This is a genomic window from Nocardia sp. NPDC058640 (assembly GCF_042716995.1).
GTDB lineage: Bacteria > Actinomycetota > Actinomycetes > Mycobacteriales > Mycobacteriaceae > Nocardia.
The window spans coordinates 64061-77726 of sequence record NZ_JBHXRG010000002.1 but is presented as its reverse complement, the minus strand read 5'-3'; the positions used below and the strand labels follow the sequence as shown (position 1 = coordinate 77726).

At 66.9% G+C, this 13666-nt stretch carries 17 protein-coding genes; 7 read left to right on the top strand and 10 right to left on the bottom strand.

All coding sequences use genetic code 11. The annotated features are described in order from the left end of the window. Window positions 1-90 precede the first annotated feature (90 nt). A complete protein-coding gene (locus tag ACFWU5_RS05315; protein ID WP_379266273.1) occupies window positions 91-378 on the bottom strand; it encodes a hypothetical protein in 288 nt (95 codons plus the stop codon). A 161-nt stretch (window positions 379-539) separates the two neighbouring features. On the opposite strand from ACFWU5_RS05315, the gene ACFWU5_RS05310 reads away from it, so the two are divergent. Further along, on the top strand, window positions 540-1178 hold the full coding sequence (locus ACFWU5_RS05310; RefSeq protein ID WP_379266272.1) for a LysE family translocator: 639 nt from the start codon (window positions 540-542) through the stop codon (window positions 1176-1178). Between the two features lie 10 nt (window positions 1179-1188). On the opposite strand, the gene ACFWU5_RS05305 is transcribed toward ACFWU5_RS05310, so the two are convergent. From ACFWU5_RS05305 to ACFWU5_RS05275, 7 genes are all read right to left on the bottom strand, one after another. Further along, window positions 1189-1356, bottom strand: a complete 168-nt coding sequence (locus ACFWU5_RS05305) for a DUF4236 domain-containing protein (RefSeq protein WP_379266271.1) — start codon at window positions 1354-1356, stop codon at window positions 1189-1191. Between the two features lie 39 nt (window positions 1357-1395). Continuing rightward, window positions 1396-2190, bottom strand: coding sequence for a type II toxin-antitoxin system HipA family toxin (locus ACFWU5_RS05300; protein WP_379266270.1), 795 nt, complete (start codon window positions 2188-2190; stop codon window positions 1396-1398). Further along, window positions 2139-2444 (bottom strand): HipA N-terminal domain-containing protein, encoded by a 306-nt coding sequence (locus ACFWU5_RS05295; protein ID WP_379241343.1) that lies wholly within the window; start codon window positions 2442-2444, stop codon window positions 2139-2141. The genes ACFWU5_RS05300 and ACFWU5_RS05295 overlap by 52 nt, the downstream gene beginning before the upstream one ends. Next, complete coding sequence (locus tag ACFWU5_RS05290; protein ID WP_379241342.1) at window positions 2437-2676, bottom strand: helix-turn-helix domain-containing protein; 240 nt, start codon at window positions 2674-2676, stop codon at window positions 2437-2439. Before ACFWU5_RS05290 ends, ACFWU5_RS05295 begins: the two co-directional genes overlap by 8 nt. 81 nt (window positions 2677-2757) lie before the next feature. After that, window positions 2758-3015, bottom strand: a complete 258-nt coding sequence (locus ACFWU5_RS05285) for a hypothetical protein (protein WP_379266269.1) — start codon at window positions 3013-3015, stop codon at window positions 2758-2760. A gap of 161 nt (window positions 3016-3176) precedes the next feature. Next, window positions 3177-3995 (bottom strand): helix-turn-helix transcriptional regulator, encoded by an 819-nt coding sequence (locus tag ACFWU5_RS05280; protein WP_379266268.1) that lies wholly within the window; start codon window positions 3993-3995, stop codon window positions 3177-3179. 160 nt (window positions 3996-4155) lie between these two features. Next, window positions 4156-5025, bottom strand: coding sequence for an NAD(P)-dependent oxidoreductase (locus ACFWU5_RS05275; protein ID WP_379266267.1), 870 nt, complete (start codon window positions 5023-5025; stop codon window positions 4156-4158). A 256-nt stretch (window positions 5026-5281) separates the two neighbouring features. On the opposite strand from ACFWU5_RS05275, the gene ACFWU5_RS05270 reads away from it, so the two are divergent. Both ACFWU5_RS05270 and ACFWU5_RS05265 read left to right on the top strand, forming a co-directional pair. After that, window positions 5282-6268, top strand: coding sequence for an adenylate/guanylate cyclase domain-containing protein (locus ACFWU5_RS05270; RefSeq protein ID WP_379241337.1), 987 nt, complete (start codon window positions 5282-5284; stop codon window positions 6266-6268). A 46-nt stretch (window positions 6269-6314) separates the two neighbouring features. Next, window positions 6315-7076, top strand: coding sequence for an RluA family pseudouridine synthase (locus ACFWU5_RS05265; RefSeq protein ID WP_379266266.1), 762 nt, complete (start codon window positions 6315-6317; stop codon window positions 7074-7076). A gap of 18 nt (window positions 7077-7094) precedes the next feature. Here ACFWU5_RS05265 and ACFWU5_RS05260 read toward each other — a convergent pair whose 3' ends face one another. Next, window positions 7095-7634: a DUF4333 domain-containing protein gene (locus ACFWU5_RS05260; RefSeq protein ID WP_379266265.1), complete on the bottom strand. Its 540-nt coding sequence runs from the start codon at window positions 7632-7634 to the stop codon at window positions 7095-7097. A gap of 229 nt (window positions 7635-7863) precedes the next feature. Here ACFWU5_RS05260 and ACFWU5_RS05255 point away from each other — a divergent pair, with 229 nt between their 5' ends. After that, window positions 7864-8646 (top strand): metallophosphoesterase, encoded by a 783-nt coding sequence (locus tag ACFWU5_RS05255; RefSeq protein WP_379266264.1) that lies wholly within the window; start codon window positions 7864-7866, stop codon window positions 8644-8646. 87 nt (window positions 8647-8733) lie between these two features. On the opposite strand, the gene ACFWU5_RS05250 is transcribed toward ACFWU5_RS05255, so the two are convergent. Beyond that, on the bottom strand, window positions 8734-9624 hold the full coding sequence (locus ACFWU5_RS05250) for a LysR family transcriptional regulator (RefSeq protein WP_379241332.1): 891 nt from the start codon (window positions 9622-9624) through the stop codon (window positions 8734-8736). 55 nt (window positions 9625-9679) lie between these two features. Between ACFWU5_RS05250 and ACFWU5_RS05245 the strand changes: the two genes are divergently transcribed. The 3 genes from ACFWU5_RS05245 to ACFWU5_RS05235 all read left to right on the top strand — a co-directional run bounded on the left by ACFWU5_RS05245 (window position 9680) and on the right by ACFWU5_RS05235 (window position 13630). Continuing rightward, complete coding sequence (locus tag ACFWU5_RS05245; protein WP_379266263.1) at window positions 9680-10594, top strand: DMT family transporter; 915 nt, start codon at window positions 9680-9682, stop codon at window positions 10592-10594. Window positions 10595-10703: 109 nt separating this feature from the next. Continuing rightward, the gene (locus ACFWU5_RS05240) at window positions 10704-12893 is read left to right on the top strand and encodes an ABC transporter ATP-binding protein (protein WP_379266336.1); all 2190 of its coding nucleotides are present in this window, start codon (window positions 10704-10706) and stop codon (window positions 12891-12893) included. Beyond that, window positions 12890-13630 (top strand): energy-coupling factor transporter transmembrane component T family protein, encoded by a 741-nt coding sequence (locus ACFWU5_RS05235; protein WP_379266262.1) that lies wholly within the window; start codon window positions 12890-12892, stop codon window positions 13628-13630. Before ACFWU5_RS05240 ends, ACFWU5_RS05235 begins: the two co-directional genes overlap by 4 nt. Window positions 13631-13666 lie beyond the last annotated feature (36 nt).

Sequence of the window (13666 nt, the reverse complement as noted above, 5' to 3'; positions counted from 1 at the left end):
TGAAATCCGTGCTCCGAAACTTCCTGCGGTCAGCTTAAAGACCCCGTCCCCACCCTGTCTTGGACGAAACCGACACGATGGGGAACCGCCCTACTGCCCCGCCCGCGAAACCTCGACCTCCGCGCGCTTGGTATGGATCGCGTCGCGACGGGCAGCGATACGCGCCTCACGACGCTGACGACTCTGCGCGGTGCGACGCGCATCCGAAGGCGCACGCACCGGCGCCGGTTCCTCGACCTGCGCTGGAACCCCTCCCCCGATACGCGCCCGAACCCAGTCCACCCCAGCACTGACCGCATCCCAGAGAAACGCCGCGACGATGAGAAAGACGAGCCCCGCACCTGCGATCGCGAACACTGGCCCGAACGCGCTCTCCACCAAGAATTTCCACACGAGAACAAGTCCCCCAACGTCTATGCGGCCATGCCGCGCCGATCACAACCGGCGAATGCTACAGCCGTTGCCGCCCAACCGCTACCGCTACAACGGCCGACGAACCTCAGCCGATAATCGGCACGTCCACCGACGATACTTCGGTAGTGATCCACACCCCGGACCTGTTCATGCCATCCCTCCCGATCTTCCTCGCGTTTCTCGGTGCCGCCCTCGCCATGAATCTCACTCCCGGGCTCGACACAATGTTCGTGATCGGTCAGACAATGGGGGGCGGGATTCGGGCAGGCGTTCGGGGCGCGCTGGGGATCGCCACTGGGTCCGCGTGCCACACGGTGCTTGCCGCAGTGGGCATTTCGGCTCTGGTCGCGGCGTCTCCCGTGTTGCTCAGCGTGCTGACCTACGCGGGAGCTGCCTATTTGGTGTGGATCGGGGTCGCGATGGTGCGACGCCCGTCAGCTGCCACGCTGCCCGTCGAGACGGGATCGTCGGATGCCTTTCGGCGAGGAGTGCTGACCAATCTGCTCAACGTGAAAGTCATCCTCTTCTACCTGACTTTCCTACCGCAGTTCCTCCGCCCGTCGGACGGCCCCGAATGGCAGCAGGTCGTGTTCTACGGCATGACCTTCAACGTACTCGGCACCACGTTGCTGCTGGCGGTAGCGCTGGTCAGCAACAAGCTCGTGGGCGCGCTCGGCACTTCGGACAAACCCGCGATCATTGCCTCGCGGGTCTGCGGCACCGCCCTCATCGCACTCGCGATAGGCCTGGCGCTGACTCGGTGAATCCCGGCGATCAGCGCTGGCGCCAGCTCAGGGGGCCGGGGAGGTCGACGCTGTTTTTGCGGGTGCGGGAGTTCCAGGACCAGGGGCCGATTTTGAGGCCCCAGGAGGACAGGCCGGCTTGGGTGAAGTTGAACTTCAGCGGGCCGAACGATTTGCGCTGGCGGAACTTGATGGGCATGGGTGACCTCCGTGATCGTCACCAGGATAGCCGATTCGGCTATGCGCCACCGGTTTCCGTCGGATGGCCGGCGGCGCGACCTGCGATGAGATTCTCGGTGAATCGGGCGATGTCCGCGGACAGGGCGGGATGTGCGCAGGGGTGCGGGGCCTCGCTGACGGCGAGATCGGCGATCGTGGTGAGGGTTTCATCGATGATGCGCTCAGCGTCGGTCAGACCCCAGGCATGGCCCTCGGCGACGAGGTGGGCGCGGGTGATAGCTCGGTGACGGTATTCGCGGTGTACCGCGAGCGCCATTTCACCGTCATTGGGCTGGTGGACCTGCGGGACGACGTCGTACGCGGGAGCGAGAACGGTCGAGCCGTCGAGGTGGTGGAGCAGGGAGATGTTCTTCGCGTGCATGTCGAGATTGCCCAGTGCGACCGACATTGTCGTCATGCGCAGTAGCTTCTCCATCGATACCCGATCACCGACCGCAGACAGGACGGCGGCGATGCGGGCCGTGCTGACTCGACCCCCGAACTTCTGGTACTTCTGATCGCCGCCCGCTCCGAGCACCTGACTGAAGTCTTCCTGATGAATCCTTCCGGCGGGGCAATCGACAGACCTGTCGTACCGCTCGACGACCAACGCGGGCGTGCCGTCGAATTCTTCTATAACAGTGTGGAATTCAGCCAGCCCTATCGCGCGAGCGAAGCGGGCACCGTATTCCTCGTCGTAGATGGCGGTCGGGTGGTCGCGCGAAGACGGCTTGAGAATGTGCGTCGACGGGTAGCCGTCGATCACCCGGTTCCAGCCGTGGACGGTATGCGCCAGGACGATCTTGTCCTGCACGCCTGCCAACGAGGTCTTGCCGCCAAGCGGGTCAGCATCCGCCCTTCCGGCAGCAGCTCGCGGAAGAAGTTCTGCCGCCGGTCTTTACGTGGCCGCGTCGCGATGGCCGTCAAGGGAGTGGACATCGACAGGATCGTGCTGTCGATGCCGAATTTCTCGACTGCTGCCGAATCCGCGATGAAGTCGAAGTTTCGCCAGGTTCCGACGAGGGTTCCGATATGGGTGTCGTACAACTCGACGAGCAGGTCAGCCATGGTCGTTCTTCGGGTCGATGGTGGCGGTGAGGTGCATTCCGGTTTCGCGCATCATGGCGAAGAGGCGGTCGGTGTAGATCGAGGGTTTGCCCGCTTCGATCTCCCAGATATAGCGCTGGGTGGTGCCGAGGCGCTGGGCGAGTTCGCGCTGACTCAGGCCGTTCAGCAGGCGTGCCTGTTGCAGGATTCGGCCCAGCGATTCGGCGCTGGTCACCTTGCCTTGATATGCCACGACAGCTCCTTGACTACCTTTTAGGAGTCAGCATACCTGACTACCTTTTAGGAGTCATCAGCCGCGACTACCTAAAGGTAGTCAATTTTTGCGGTGGTGGGCGAGGGCGAACAGGGCGAGGCCGGTGAGCAGGGCCAGGGAGGCGGCTATGGCGAGCAGGATCAGTGGGAGGACCGCGTTGGGGTGGGCGGGGGCGCTACGGTGGATGAGCAGGGCCGCGGTGAGGGGGCCGACCATTCCCAGGCCTGCGGCGGTCAGTAGCAATCCGCCGGTGATCAATTCGACGGTGCCCAGTGTGAAATTGGATAGCGACCGCATGGGCTTGATATGCACTGACATGACCTCCCCTTTCGTTGGTAAAAGAAAGGTACCGCGGTCGGTGTGTGAATCCGCGGTTGACAGATCCGGCTGTGGCTGAACTGTCATCAGCAAATTGTCAGCGACCGAAATTGTCGACCCATTCACGACGCCCCATTTCACGGCGCCGTCACGTGAATGGGTTAGTTGGCGCCGACCAGTTCGCGGTCGCGCAACGATTCGAGGGCATCGTGCGTCGGGGATTCCGGTTGCACCGTGTAGACCACCAGCGTCTGATCCTGGTCGCCGGGGAGATCCAGTGCCTCGTAAGCGAATTCGAGGCGGCCGACCACGGGGTGCTGGATCAGCCGGTTGCCGTGGGGGGCGCAATCCTGGGTCTGGATCGACCAGATGCGGTGGAACACAGGGTTTTCCGCGGTGAGTTCGTCGATCAGCGAGGTCAGTCGGCGATCACGGGGGCAGCGGGCCACCTGGCGACGCAGGTACGCGGCGGTTTCCGCGGCGACGGGTTCCCAGTCGGGGTAGAAGACACCCGCGTCGGGGTCGAGGACGGTGAAGCGTGCCAGGTTGCGGTGGCCACCTGCGGAGATCCCGAATACCTTGGCGCCCACGGCATTCCAGGCCAAGACCTCCATGTGTCGCCCGAGCACGAACGCCGGTGTGGTGATCGAGTCGAGCAAGGCCCGGGTGCCGGGGCGGACCATCGGGGCGTAGTGGTGATCGGGGTCTGACGGGCGGACCAGGGTGTAGAGGTGGTCGCGTTCGGCGGCGTCCATGCGCAGCGCGCGGGCCACGGAGTCCAGCACCGAATCGGGAAAATCCGCGCCGCGACCACGCTCGAGCCGGGTGTAGTAGTCCACGCTCATCCCGGCCAGCGCCGCGACGTCCTCGCGTCGCAAACCGCCGATCCTGCGGCGTCCGTATTCGCTCAGTCCGACGGCGGCGGGTTGCATGCGGGCGCGCCGGGTTCGCAGGAACTCGCCGAGAGCGGGTGACGACATGCCAGACAGCGTAGGAGCCCGCCCACAGCCTGTAACTTCGGGACCCAGGTAAACGGCGGCTTGCGCGCGTGGCATCGTGCGAGGCAGATCGGTGCGCACCGGTGAACTACGTGTGACCGGAAAGCGAAATGCCAGGTAGCGACGCTGCGAGTGCCCTGTTTCACTGCCCTGTTCGCAGCAACTCGATCAGCGCCGTGACGCTCTGCTCGCCGCGGCCTTCGGCGACGGCGCGACGCAGCAACTCGTGGACAGGGCCGTGCCAGGGCAGGTCGACACCGGATTCGGCGGCCAGGTGCGCATCGCCGTCGATGGCGGTGTGGAACACCTCGATCGACGAGCCGAGCCGGGTGTAGTCCTTGCTGTCGATCTCCGCGGCCATGATCGGCAGCAGTGATTCGATCATCTGCAACCACTTCGTCGAATGCGGCACCATGGTGCGCGCGGGCAGACCACGGGCGGCCAGAATCGCCGCGCCTTCGAAGAAGCCGAGCAGCGTCGGCAGCAGGGTCGCGCCGACCGCGGATTCGTAGAGGGCGGCGAGATCCGGTTCCGGGCCGAGGAATTCGAGATCGCCACCGAGCACGCGCAGGGTCTGTTCCTGATCGGCGAACACCTCACGGTCGCCACCGAAATACAGCAGGGCGTCCGGATTGCCCACTGCCGCAGGGACATTCTTGATCGCGCCGCCGAGGAAGCGCGCACCGGCACCAGTCGCAAACGCCGCGAATTCCCTTGCCTGCGAAGGTGTTCCGCTGTTGACAGTGATGAGATCACGACCCGCCAACTCGGCGACTCCGCGCAGGCTCTCGCCGGTAGCAGCGAAGGTGGTCAGGGAGGCGATGATCACCGGACTGGCCGCGACGGCGTCGGCGATGCGCTCGTGCGCGATCGCGCCGGCGCTGACCAGGGGTGCGGTCCGCGCGTGGCTGCGGTTCCACACGTGGGTGCGGTAGCCCGCGGCGAGGAAGGCCCCCGCCAGCGCGCTGCCCATCGATCCGGTGCCGAGCACGGTCACGTGTTTGTCGGTCATCTTCGCTCCGATCAGGGGAAGGCCGGGCGACCTTCCTCCTACCCGAAGTCTCGGCGCGCACTCATGAGGCGGACAAGTACGCACTTTGGTCGCCAGTTGCGCACCCTCAGGTAATCGACCAGGTCAGCGCCACCGGGGCGAAGCGGACTGTGTGGCGGGCCACCGCGGCCGCAGGATCGGCGTGCGGATTTGTGAACCTTGCCAACGCCGCGACGAGGTCCACGCGCCACGCTCGCCGCGCCGTAGAGTTCGAGTTATGTCGGACCCCGAGATGACCGAATTGGTGCAGCGCAGCGTCGAGGACGCGTTGCTGGGTGGGCCGCGGCGCTATAACCGGAAACAGGTCGCGGAGCAGTCGGGGGTGCCCGAGGCGGAGTCGCGGCGGTTGTGGACCGCGATGGGGTTTCCGGCCAACTCCGACGACGAGATCGACTTCGCACAGATCGACATCACCTCGGTCACCAACTTTCGGAGCATGAAAGTTGTTGCGGCGTCCAATATTCGGCAGCAGGCGGCGGCGGCACGCACGATCGGTCAGGGGATGGCGCGGCTGGCCGAGTGGCAGGCCGATCTGGTGTTGGCCGAGATCAAGGCGCGGGCCGCGGCGGCCGATCCGGCTGTTCCGCTCGAGGAAAGAATCAGCGCCGCAACCGAATCCACGATGGCCAGCATCGAACAGTTGCAGTCGTATGTGTGGCGTCGACATCTAGTGGCCGCGCTCGCCCGGTCCAACGAGGTGACCGGCGAGGGTTCGATGCGCACGTTGGCGGTGGGGTTCGCCGATATGGTCGGGTTCACTCGACTCACCCGGCACCTGCATCCTGACGAATTGTCCACGCTGCTAGAAGCTTTCGAGTCCACGACGACGTCGGCGATCACCGACAACGGCGGTTGGGTGATCAAGAATGTCGGCGACGAGGTGATGTTCGCCGCCGAGAACGCGGAGGACGCGGCCCGGATCGCGCTGGCTATTCAGGAATCGACCATGCTCGTGGGTGGGACGCCGGAATTGCGGGTCGCTTTCGCCTATGGCGAGGTTTTGCAGCGTTTCGGTGACCTGTATGGGTCGGTGGTCAATATCGCCGCGCGGCTCACCGGCGTGGCCAGGCCGGGCAATATTCTGATCGACGATGCCGCCGCCGATGCCCTGGACGACAATCCCGAATTCGCCATCCGGCATTTGCGCAGCGTGCGCGTGCGCGGCTTCAACCGCCTGCGCCCGCACCGCTTGCGACACGCATGATCAAGGCCGTGTGCTGGGCTGACGCACCGTTGCCTAGGGTGTTGTAGTGGACTTGGATTGGCACAGCGTGCGCGCGGACTACACCGTCTTCGCCGACGACGCGGTCCTCGCGTTGAACAAACCGTCGGGGATTTCGGTGACCGGGGAGCGGCACGACACCGATCTGGTGGAGTTGGCGCAGGCCGCGGGCACGCAGCTGTACCCGGTGCACCGGATCGACAAGGTGACCTCGGGGCTGGTGCTGCTGGCCACCGATCTGGCCGCGCACGGTCCGTTGACCAGGCAGTTCAACAATCAGACCGCGCGCAAAACCTATCTGGCGATCGTGGCCGATGCCGACCTGCCCGATCGTGGCGAGATCGATCTGCCGTTGAGTGTGGGGCGCAAGAACCGGGTGCGCATTGCCGCGCCCCGCGAAGCGATCAAGCGTGAGGGCGACCGGTGGTTCGTCGACGAGGCCGACCTGCTGCCCGCCAAGAACTACCCCTCACGCACCGACTTCACCACCGTCGCCCGTCGCGGCGAGCACGCGCTGCTGGCGCTGCGGCCGGTGACCGGGCGACGTCACCAGATCCGCGTGCAACTGGCCTGGATCGGCCACCCGATCCTGGGCGATCCCCTGTTCGACCGCACCGCCGCACTCCCCCGCACCCACCTGCACTCCTGGAAGCTGGGCCTGGACGCGAACTGGCTGACCCCACCGGTCCTCGACCTCGAGGCCACCCCCGGCCCCGATTTCTGGACCCCGCTGACCACCGACCCCGACGAGGCCGCAGCACTGCTCGAGGCCGCGAAAACCGGCGGCTGATCCAGCCGCCGGGTCCACTCAGACCAGTCGCCAGTCGCTACCGCCGGCGTTGCGAGCGGTCACCTCGATCGTCGCGGTCTCACCCTGCTCGTCGACCGCTGTGCAGTTGAAGATGCTGCCGACCTCGACGATCTTCATCCCCTGCCCGCAATCCACCGTCACCGGGAAACCCACCTGCGCCTCGACCTCGGTGGTCAGTCCGGCAGCGGTTTCGGCGAGGTCGAACACCACGTCGCGGGTGGTGAACTTGACCGCGCCCTCGTTGTCTTCGACCTTCACGTCGACGCGCACGTCATTGCCGTCGAGTACGGCGATGCAGACGAACACATCGCCGGTCTTCGGATCGTCGGCCAGCCGTGGGCACTTGACCGAGGAGACCTTGCGCGACATCGACGCGTAGGCCTTGTCGAGCTCGGTGGTGATGTCCTTTTCCAGGGCGTCGTAGTCCGGCCCGCCGATCGAGAACGACGCCTCGCATCCGAACAGGGCCAGCGAGAGCGGAATCGTCAACGCGCCCAGTAGGACTCGCGCTTTGGGTACAGCAAAAGAGAGTGACACACCGGTAAAGCTACGCAGTGCGCGACGTAGCACCCCGCCGCATCCCACACACCGGAACGCACAGATCCGCAGGCGTGAAAGGTGACACAGACCACTATGCAGGTTTTCGCCCGTGGTGCGACTCATGGAGACGAATAAACGCAGGTCATCTAGCCTGGAATGGTGCCGATGAGCAATCCCGGCACACTCTGACGCAACGGAGCGATCCCAGAGAAGAAAGCGACTGCCGATGATCCTGGCGGCTCAGCTCAGCGATACCCACTTCGACCTCAGCGCACGCAACACCGAACGGGTGGAGGCGGTGATGGGCTATCTGGCGGACCTGCCGCGCAGGCCCGACGTCATCCTCGTGACCGGCGACATCACCGATTCCGGTGCGCCGGAGCAGTACGCGCAAGCACGCCTGGCCCTGCGCACCGACATCCCCGTGTACCTGCTGCCCGGCAACCACGACGACCGAGCCAACTTCCGCACCGCCCTGCTGGGCGAGCCCGCCGCGACAACTCCGATCAACTCCGTGCACCGCATCGGCGCGCTCACCGTGATCATGCTCGACTCGAGCATCCCCGGCGAACCCGCAGGTCTGCTCGGTGAGGACACCTTCGATTGGCTGCGCGCCACCCTCGCCGACGCACCGGCCGACGGTCCCATCCTGGTGGCGCTGCACCACCCGCCGAAGAAGGTGTTCAGCCCGGTCGTGGATGTCATCGCGCTCGCCGATCCCGGTCGCCTGGCCGCCGTGGTCGCTGGCGATCCGCGCGTGGTCGGCATCCTCACCGGCCACGCCCACTCCCCGATCGCCACCACGTTCGCGGGCAAACCCATGATCACCTGCCCCAGTACGGCGTCGGTGCTGGGTGGTGCGTGGGAGGTCACGCCACCCCATCGCGTGATGGACTACGCCCCCGACCCCGCCATCGCCCTGCACGTGATCGACGAGAACTTCGGGCTCACAACACATTTCCGCACCGTCGCGATGGGCGGCTGGCTGGGAGAGCCGCCACCCGGCTGACCGACTACGGAAGCCACGACCCGGCGTAATCGTCCAATCGGCCGCTCGAAAGGCCAGATTCTGTTTTTTCTGGAGCGTTTTGGACGATTACGCCGGTCCGGCTGCAGCGCAGAGCAATTCCATCGTTCGGATGACGACGGGGTTGTAGGACTCGGAATCTTTGACGTGCGCGCAGACCGTGCGCCTCGGCGTCGGGTTGGTCAGTTCCAACGCGCAAGCCCCTGGCGGAAGTTCTGTGGCGCCCAGGCGAGGGATGACGGTGATGCCGATTCCGCGAGCCACGAAGCGCAGGGCCGACGGGTAGTCGGTGGTTTCCACTTCGAAGCGGGGCGTGAAACCTGCTGCGGCGCAAGCGTTCAGCATTGCCTGGCGGCAGGGTCCGCGGCTGATGTCGCTGTCGATCCAGCGGTATTGCTCGAGCTCGGCCACGTCCACCGTGGTGCGGCCCGCGAGTTCGTGGCCTGCGGGGACCACTGCCACGTAGGGCTCGGTCATCAGGTCGCGGTGGGTGTAGCCGGGGACGTGGGTGGGTTTGTCCAGGCGGATGGTGAGGGCGATGTCGGGGCGGTGGACCGAGACGTCGGCCAGTTCGTCGACGATGCGCAGGCGGATTCGGGTGTCGGGGAATTCGTGGGTGAGGGTGGCGACGACGTCGGGCATCCAGTTGGTGCCCGCGGAACTGAAGGTGTTGATGGTGATGCGGCCCGCTTTGCCCGCTCGCAGGTCCGAGACCGTCGAGCCGAGCGCGTTCAGTTCATCGAGCACTTTGGCGGCCTCGCCCGCGATCACCCGGCCCGCCGGCGTGGGTTGCACGCCGCGGCCGACGCGCTCGAGCAGTTGCAAGCCGATCTCTCGTTGCAGCGCGGTGAGGTGTTGGGAGATCGCCGACGGCGAGTAGCCCAGCGTCGACGCGGCCGCTGCCACCGAACCGGTCGCGACCACCGAGCGGAAGATCATCAGGCGATGGGTGTCGATCATGCGGGCCCCTTCATAACCGCTTGTGCTTATCTCTTGGCGAGGCCACCGTAGAGGCATGAAGTCGCGCCTGCCCGCTTTCGCCCTGGTCGCCGTGATGGTCGCCTGGGCTTCGTCGTTCGTGATCATTCGCGGTATCGCACCGTATGTTTCGCCGGTGGCCATGGCCTCGGGGCGGCTGCTCGTGGCCGCGGTCGTGCTGGGTGGGCTGTTGGCGGTTCGTGGCGGACGAATGCCGCGCGGGCTGGCGCTGTGGCTCACGTTGGCGTACGGCGTGTTGTGGTTCGGGCTGTATACGGTGCTCGTGAACGCCGCCGAACAGCATCTCGACGCGGGCACCACCGCGCTGCTGGTGAACATCGCGCCGATCGTGGTCGCGGTGCTGGCCGGGCTGTTTCTGAACGAGGGGTTCCCGCCGCTGCTCATCGTCGGGATCGCGGTCAGTTTCAGCGGAGCGGCGATCATCGCGTTCACCGGGCCCGGCCATCGCGACCGGATCGGCGTGCTGCTCGCGGTGGCGGCCGCGCTGCTCTACGGCATCAGCGTGGTCGCGCAGAAACTGGTGCTGCGCACGACAGACCCGCTGCCCGCGACCGCGATCGGCGCCATCGCCGGGGCTGCGGTCCTGCTGCCGTGGGCGCCGGGCATGGTCCGCGAACTCGCCGACGCGCCGCTGTCGGCCACGATCGGCGTCGTCTATCTCGGCTTGATTCCCACCGCTATCGCCTTCCAACTGTGGGCCTACGCGCTGACGCACACTCCCGCGGGCGTCACGGCCTCCTCGAGCTACGCGGTTCCCGCACTGGCCATCGTGATGTCGTGGATCTTTCTCGCCGAAGTCCCCACCGCGACCGCCCTGCTCGGCGGCACGCTGTGCCTGGCGGGCGTGGCCATCGCCCGCCTGAAGCCGAGCATGTTCCGCACACCCTCCCCCATCAACGACGAAGAGCTGACCCCGGCACGCACCGCCTGACCCGACGGCCACCAGCCCGCTCCCCTGGCAGACTGGACACGTGAGAGACAAGCCTGTGGGTCTGCCCAGCGGTCCACTGCGCCCGATCGAGCTCGCCAGTGGCGCGGTGATGGCGGGACTGACCGTCGGACTGATCACCGTCGGCTCGCTGGTCCCGATGGCCGCCGCACTGCAGCTGGTCGCGGCGGTGCCGTTGGGGTTGCTGGCGCAGCGGTATCGGTTGCGGGCGCTGGTCACGGCCACTATCGCGGCGATACTGGTGACCTTTGTGGCCGCCGGGATGATGCCCGCGCTGGGGGTGGCCGGGGCGGCGACGCTGGCCGGAATCATCGGCACGGTCAAGCGGTGCGGGGGTGGGTTGCCCGCGGTGGTCGTGCTCGCGGTGATCGCGGGCGCGGGATGGGGTGTGTTCTCGATCGGCACGCTGCTGGTCCTCGCACGTGCCAGGGAGTTGTTCTTCGAGGCGATTCGCAACACCGCGAAGGGGATCCAGGATCACGCCGCCAACGTCGCCGCGCTGGAACCGCTCGGGCGCATGGCCGCCGAGGCCACCGATGCGGTGCTGCGCTGGTGGTGGGTCTACCTCGGTGTGTTCACAGGCCTCGGTGTGCTGGTCAGCGCCATCGTGTCGTGGTTCGTGCTGGGCGCGGTGCTCGATCGACTCGAGTGGCTGCCCGGCAGTGATCGGCTCGACGCGCCCGCCGATGACCGGCCGGTCGGACCGTTGCCGGTCGCGTTGCACGGAGTCGGTTACCGGTACGAGGGCACACATACCGACGCATTGGCCGATATCGATCTGAGCATCCATCCGGGCGAGTTCGTGGCCGTCGTCGGGCACAACGGTTCGGGCAAATCCACCTTGACCCGCGTGCTGGCAGGCAGACCCCCGACCACGGGCGTGGTGGATCGGCCGGGCTCGGCGGGCTTGGGCGCGATCGGGGGGACCGCGCTGGTCCTGCAACGTCCGGAAAGTCAGACGCTGGGTGTCTCGGTCGCCGACGATGTCGTGTGGGGACTGTCGCCGGAATCGGCCGCCGAGGTCGACGTGACCGGGTTGCTCGCCGAGGTCGGCCTGGCCGACATGGGCGCGCGCGAGACCGCCACCCTGTCCGGCGGCCAACAGCAACGCCTCGCCGTGGCCGCCGCACTGGCCCGCCGCCCCGCGCTGCTCATCGCCGACGAGGCCACCTCGATGATCGACCCCGACGGTCGCCGTGAACTGGTCGCGCTGCTGGCCGAACTGCCGCGCCGCCACGGCACCGCGGTCGTGTTGGTCACCCACCACGAAGCCGACGCGACCGCCGCCGACCGGGTGATCCACCTCGCGAACGGCCGCATGGTCGACCATCTCGCGACCTGGCCGCACCCCGCCCGCGATCAACGCCGCGCGCCGATGGGCGCCCCCGTGCTCGAACTCGCCGACGTGCGACACACCTACAACCGCGGCACGCCGTGGGAAGCGCCCGCGCTGCACGGCGTCGACCTGTCGGTGCGGCAGGGTGAGGCGTTGCTGATCGTGGGCGGCAACGGGTCCGGCAAATCGACGCTGGCCTGGATCATCGCGGGGCTGATCGCGCCGAGTTCGGGACGCTGCGAACTGCGTGGCACCGCGGTCGACAAGCAGGTCGGACGGGTGGCGCTGGCGTTCCAGCACTCGCGGTTGCAACTGCAGAAGCAGACCGTGGGTGCCGAGATCTCCGACTGGGGTGGACGTGCGACCGGGTCGGGTGCGGTCGGGCAGGCGCTGGACGCGGTGGGCCTGGATCGTCGGCTGGCCGCGCGTTCGATCGAGGAACTCAGCGGCGGGCAGGCCAAACGGGTGGTCCTCGCGGCCATGGTGGCCAGCCGTCCGCAGGTGGTCGTGCTCGATGAACCGCTGGCCGGGCTGGATCCGCAGGGTCGCGCCGAGATCGTGGAACTGATTGCGCGACTACGAGATTCGGGTCTGACGCTGGTGATCATTTCGCATGATGTCGCCGAGATGTCGATGGTGTGCGATCGCACGGTGCATCTGGACGAGGGAGTGCTCGTGTCGGCGGACGCACATGCCGTCGCCAGGTCGGACCGCTCTCGTGAGCGAGCGTCGTTCGCGGCGGGGCTTGCCCTGGGACGCCGAGGAGAGGAAGGCGCGACGGCCAACCTGCGTACGGACTCGCCTTCGATCGGACGGCAGCGCCCGACCCATCGCACCGACTCGCCGCCTATCGGACGCCAGGGCCCGGCCCATCGAACCGGCTCACCTCTTCCCGGCGACACGGCGAACTCGCAGATCAGCGCACCGAAAGGCCCGATCCGATGAGCACCGTGTTGCTGCGTGAAGTCCCCGTCGACAGCGTCATCCATCGCCTGTGGGCGGGCACGAAGATGATCGCCGCGTTCAGCATCAGTTTGCTGCTGATGTTCCTGCCGACCTGGCCGGTGCTCGGGGTGATCATCGCGTTCCTGGTGCTGATCTGGGCGCTGGGGCGGTTGCCTCTGGGCGCGATCCCCCGGCTGCCGTGGTGGTTCTGGGGGCTGGTGGTGCTGGGCGGTCTGATCAACGCACCGATCGGCATGAAGGCCGTGCTCACCTACGCGCAGGTGTTCGTGTTCGGGATGGTGTTGGTGGCGGCGTCGTTCCTGATCGCCTTCACCACGCCGATGGGCGAGATCGCGCCCGCCCTGGCGAAACTCGGTGCGCCCCTTCGTAAATTGCGTCTACCGGTCGACGAATGGGCCGTGGTGGTGGCACTGACGCTGCGCGGTTTACCCCTGCTGTTCGACGAGATCCGGGTGCTGCGCGCCGCCCGCAAACTGCGCCCCAAGGACAAACTGCTGCACCGCGCCGCCGACAACCCGCTCATCGACATCCTCACGGCGTGCATGGCGGTGTCCTCGCGACGCGCGGGCGAACTCGGCGAGGCGATCACCGCGCGCGGCGGCACCGGCATGCTCACCGCGCTGCCCAGCCGGCCCGCCCGCCGCGACGCCGTCGCGCTGACGATCGTGGCCGCGGTCTGCGCGGGGTCGGTGGTGTTGAGCAACGTGCTCAGCTGAGCCTCCCCGGCGCGACCCGATCCGCGGGCGATACTG

Excerpts from the sequence above, each read along its gene's own strand:
- ACFWU5_RS05305 (WP_379266271.1), bottom strand. The coding sequence starts at position 1,356 with ATGCCCATCAAGTTCCGCCAGCGCAAATCGTTCGGCCCGCTGAAGTTC.
- ACFWU5_RS05295 (WP_379241343.1), bottom strand. The coding sequence starts at position 2,444 with ATGGCTGACCTGCTCGTCGAGTTGTACGACACCCATATCGGAACCCTC.
- ACFWU5_RS05285 (WP_379266269.1), bottom strand. The coding sequence starts at position 3,015 with ATGTCAGTGCATATCAAGCCCATGCGGTCGCTATCCAATTTCACACTG.
- ACFWU5_RS05280 (WP_379266268.1), bottom strand. The coding sequence starts at position 3,995 with ATGTCGTCACCCGCTCTCGGCGAGTTCCTGCGAACCCGGCGCGCCCGC.
- ACFWU5_RS05275 (WP_379266267.1), bottom strand. The coding sequence starts at position 5,025 with ATGACCGACAAACACGTGACCGTGCTCGGCACCGGATCGATGGGCAGC.
- ACFWU5_RS05270 (WP_379241337.1), top strand. The coding sequence starts at position 5,282 with ATGTCGGACCCCGAGATGACCGAATTGGTGCAGCGCAGCGTCGAGGAC.
- ACFWU5_RS05255 (WP_379266264.1), top strand. The coding sequence starts at position 7,864 with ATGATCCTGGCGGCTCAGCTCAGCGATACCCACTTCGACCTCAGCGCA.
- ACFWU5_RS05250 (WP_379241332.1), bottom strand. The coding sequence starts at position 9,624 with ATGATCGACACCCATCGCCTGATGATCTTCCGCTCGGTGGTCGCGACC.
- ACFWU5_RS05245 (WP_379266263.1), top strand. The coding sequence starts at position 9,680 with ATGAAGTCGCGCCTGCCCGCTTTCGCCCTGGTCGCCGTGATGGTCGCC.
- ACFWU5_RS05240 (WP_379266336.1), top strand. The coding sequence starts at position 10,704 with ATGGCGGGACTGACCGTCGGACTGATCACCGTCGGCTCGCTGGTCCCG.
- ACFWU5_RS05235 (WP_379266262.1), top strand. The coding sequence starts at position 12,890 with ATGAGCACCGTGTTGCTGCGTGAAGTCCCCGTCGACAGCGTCATCCAT.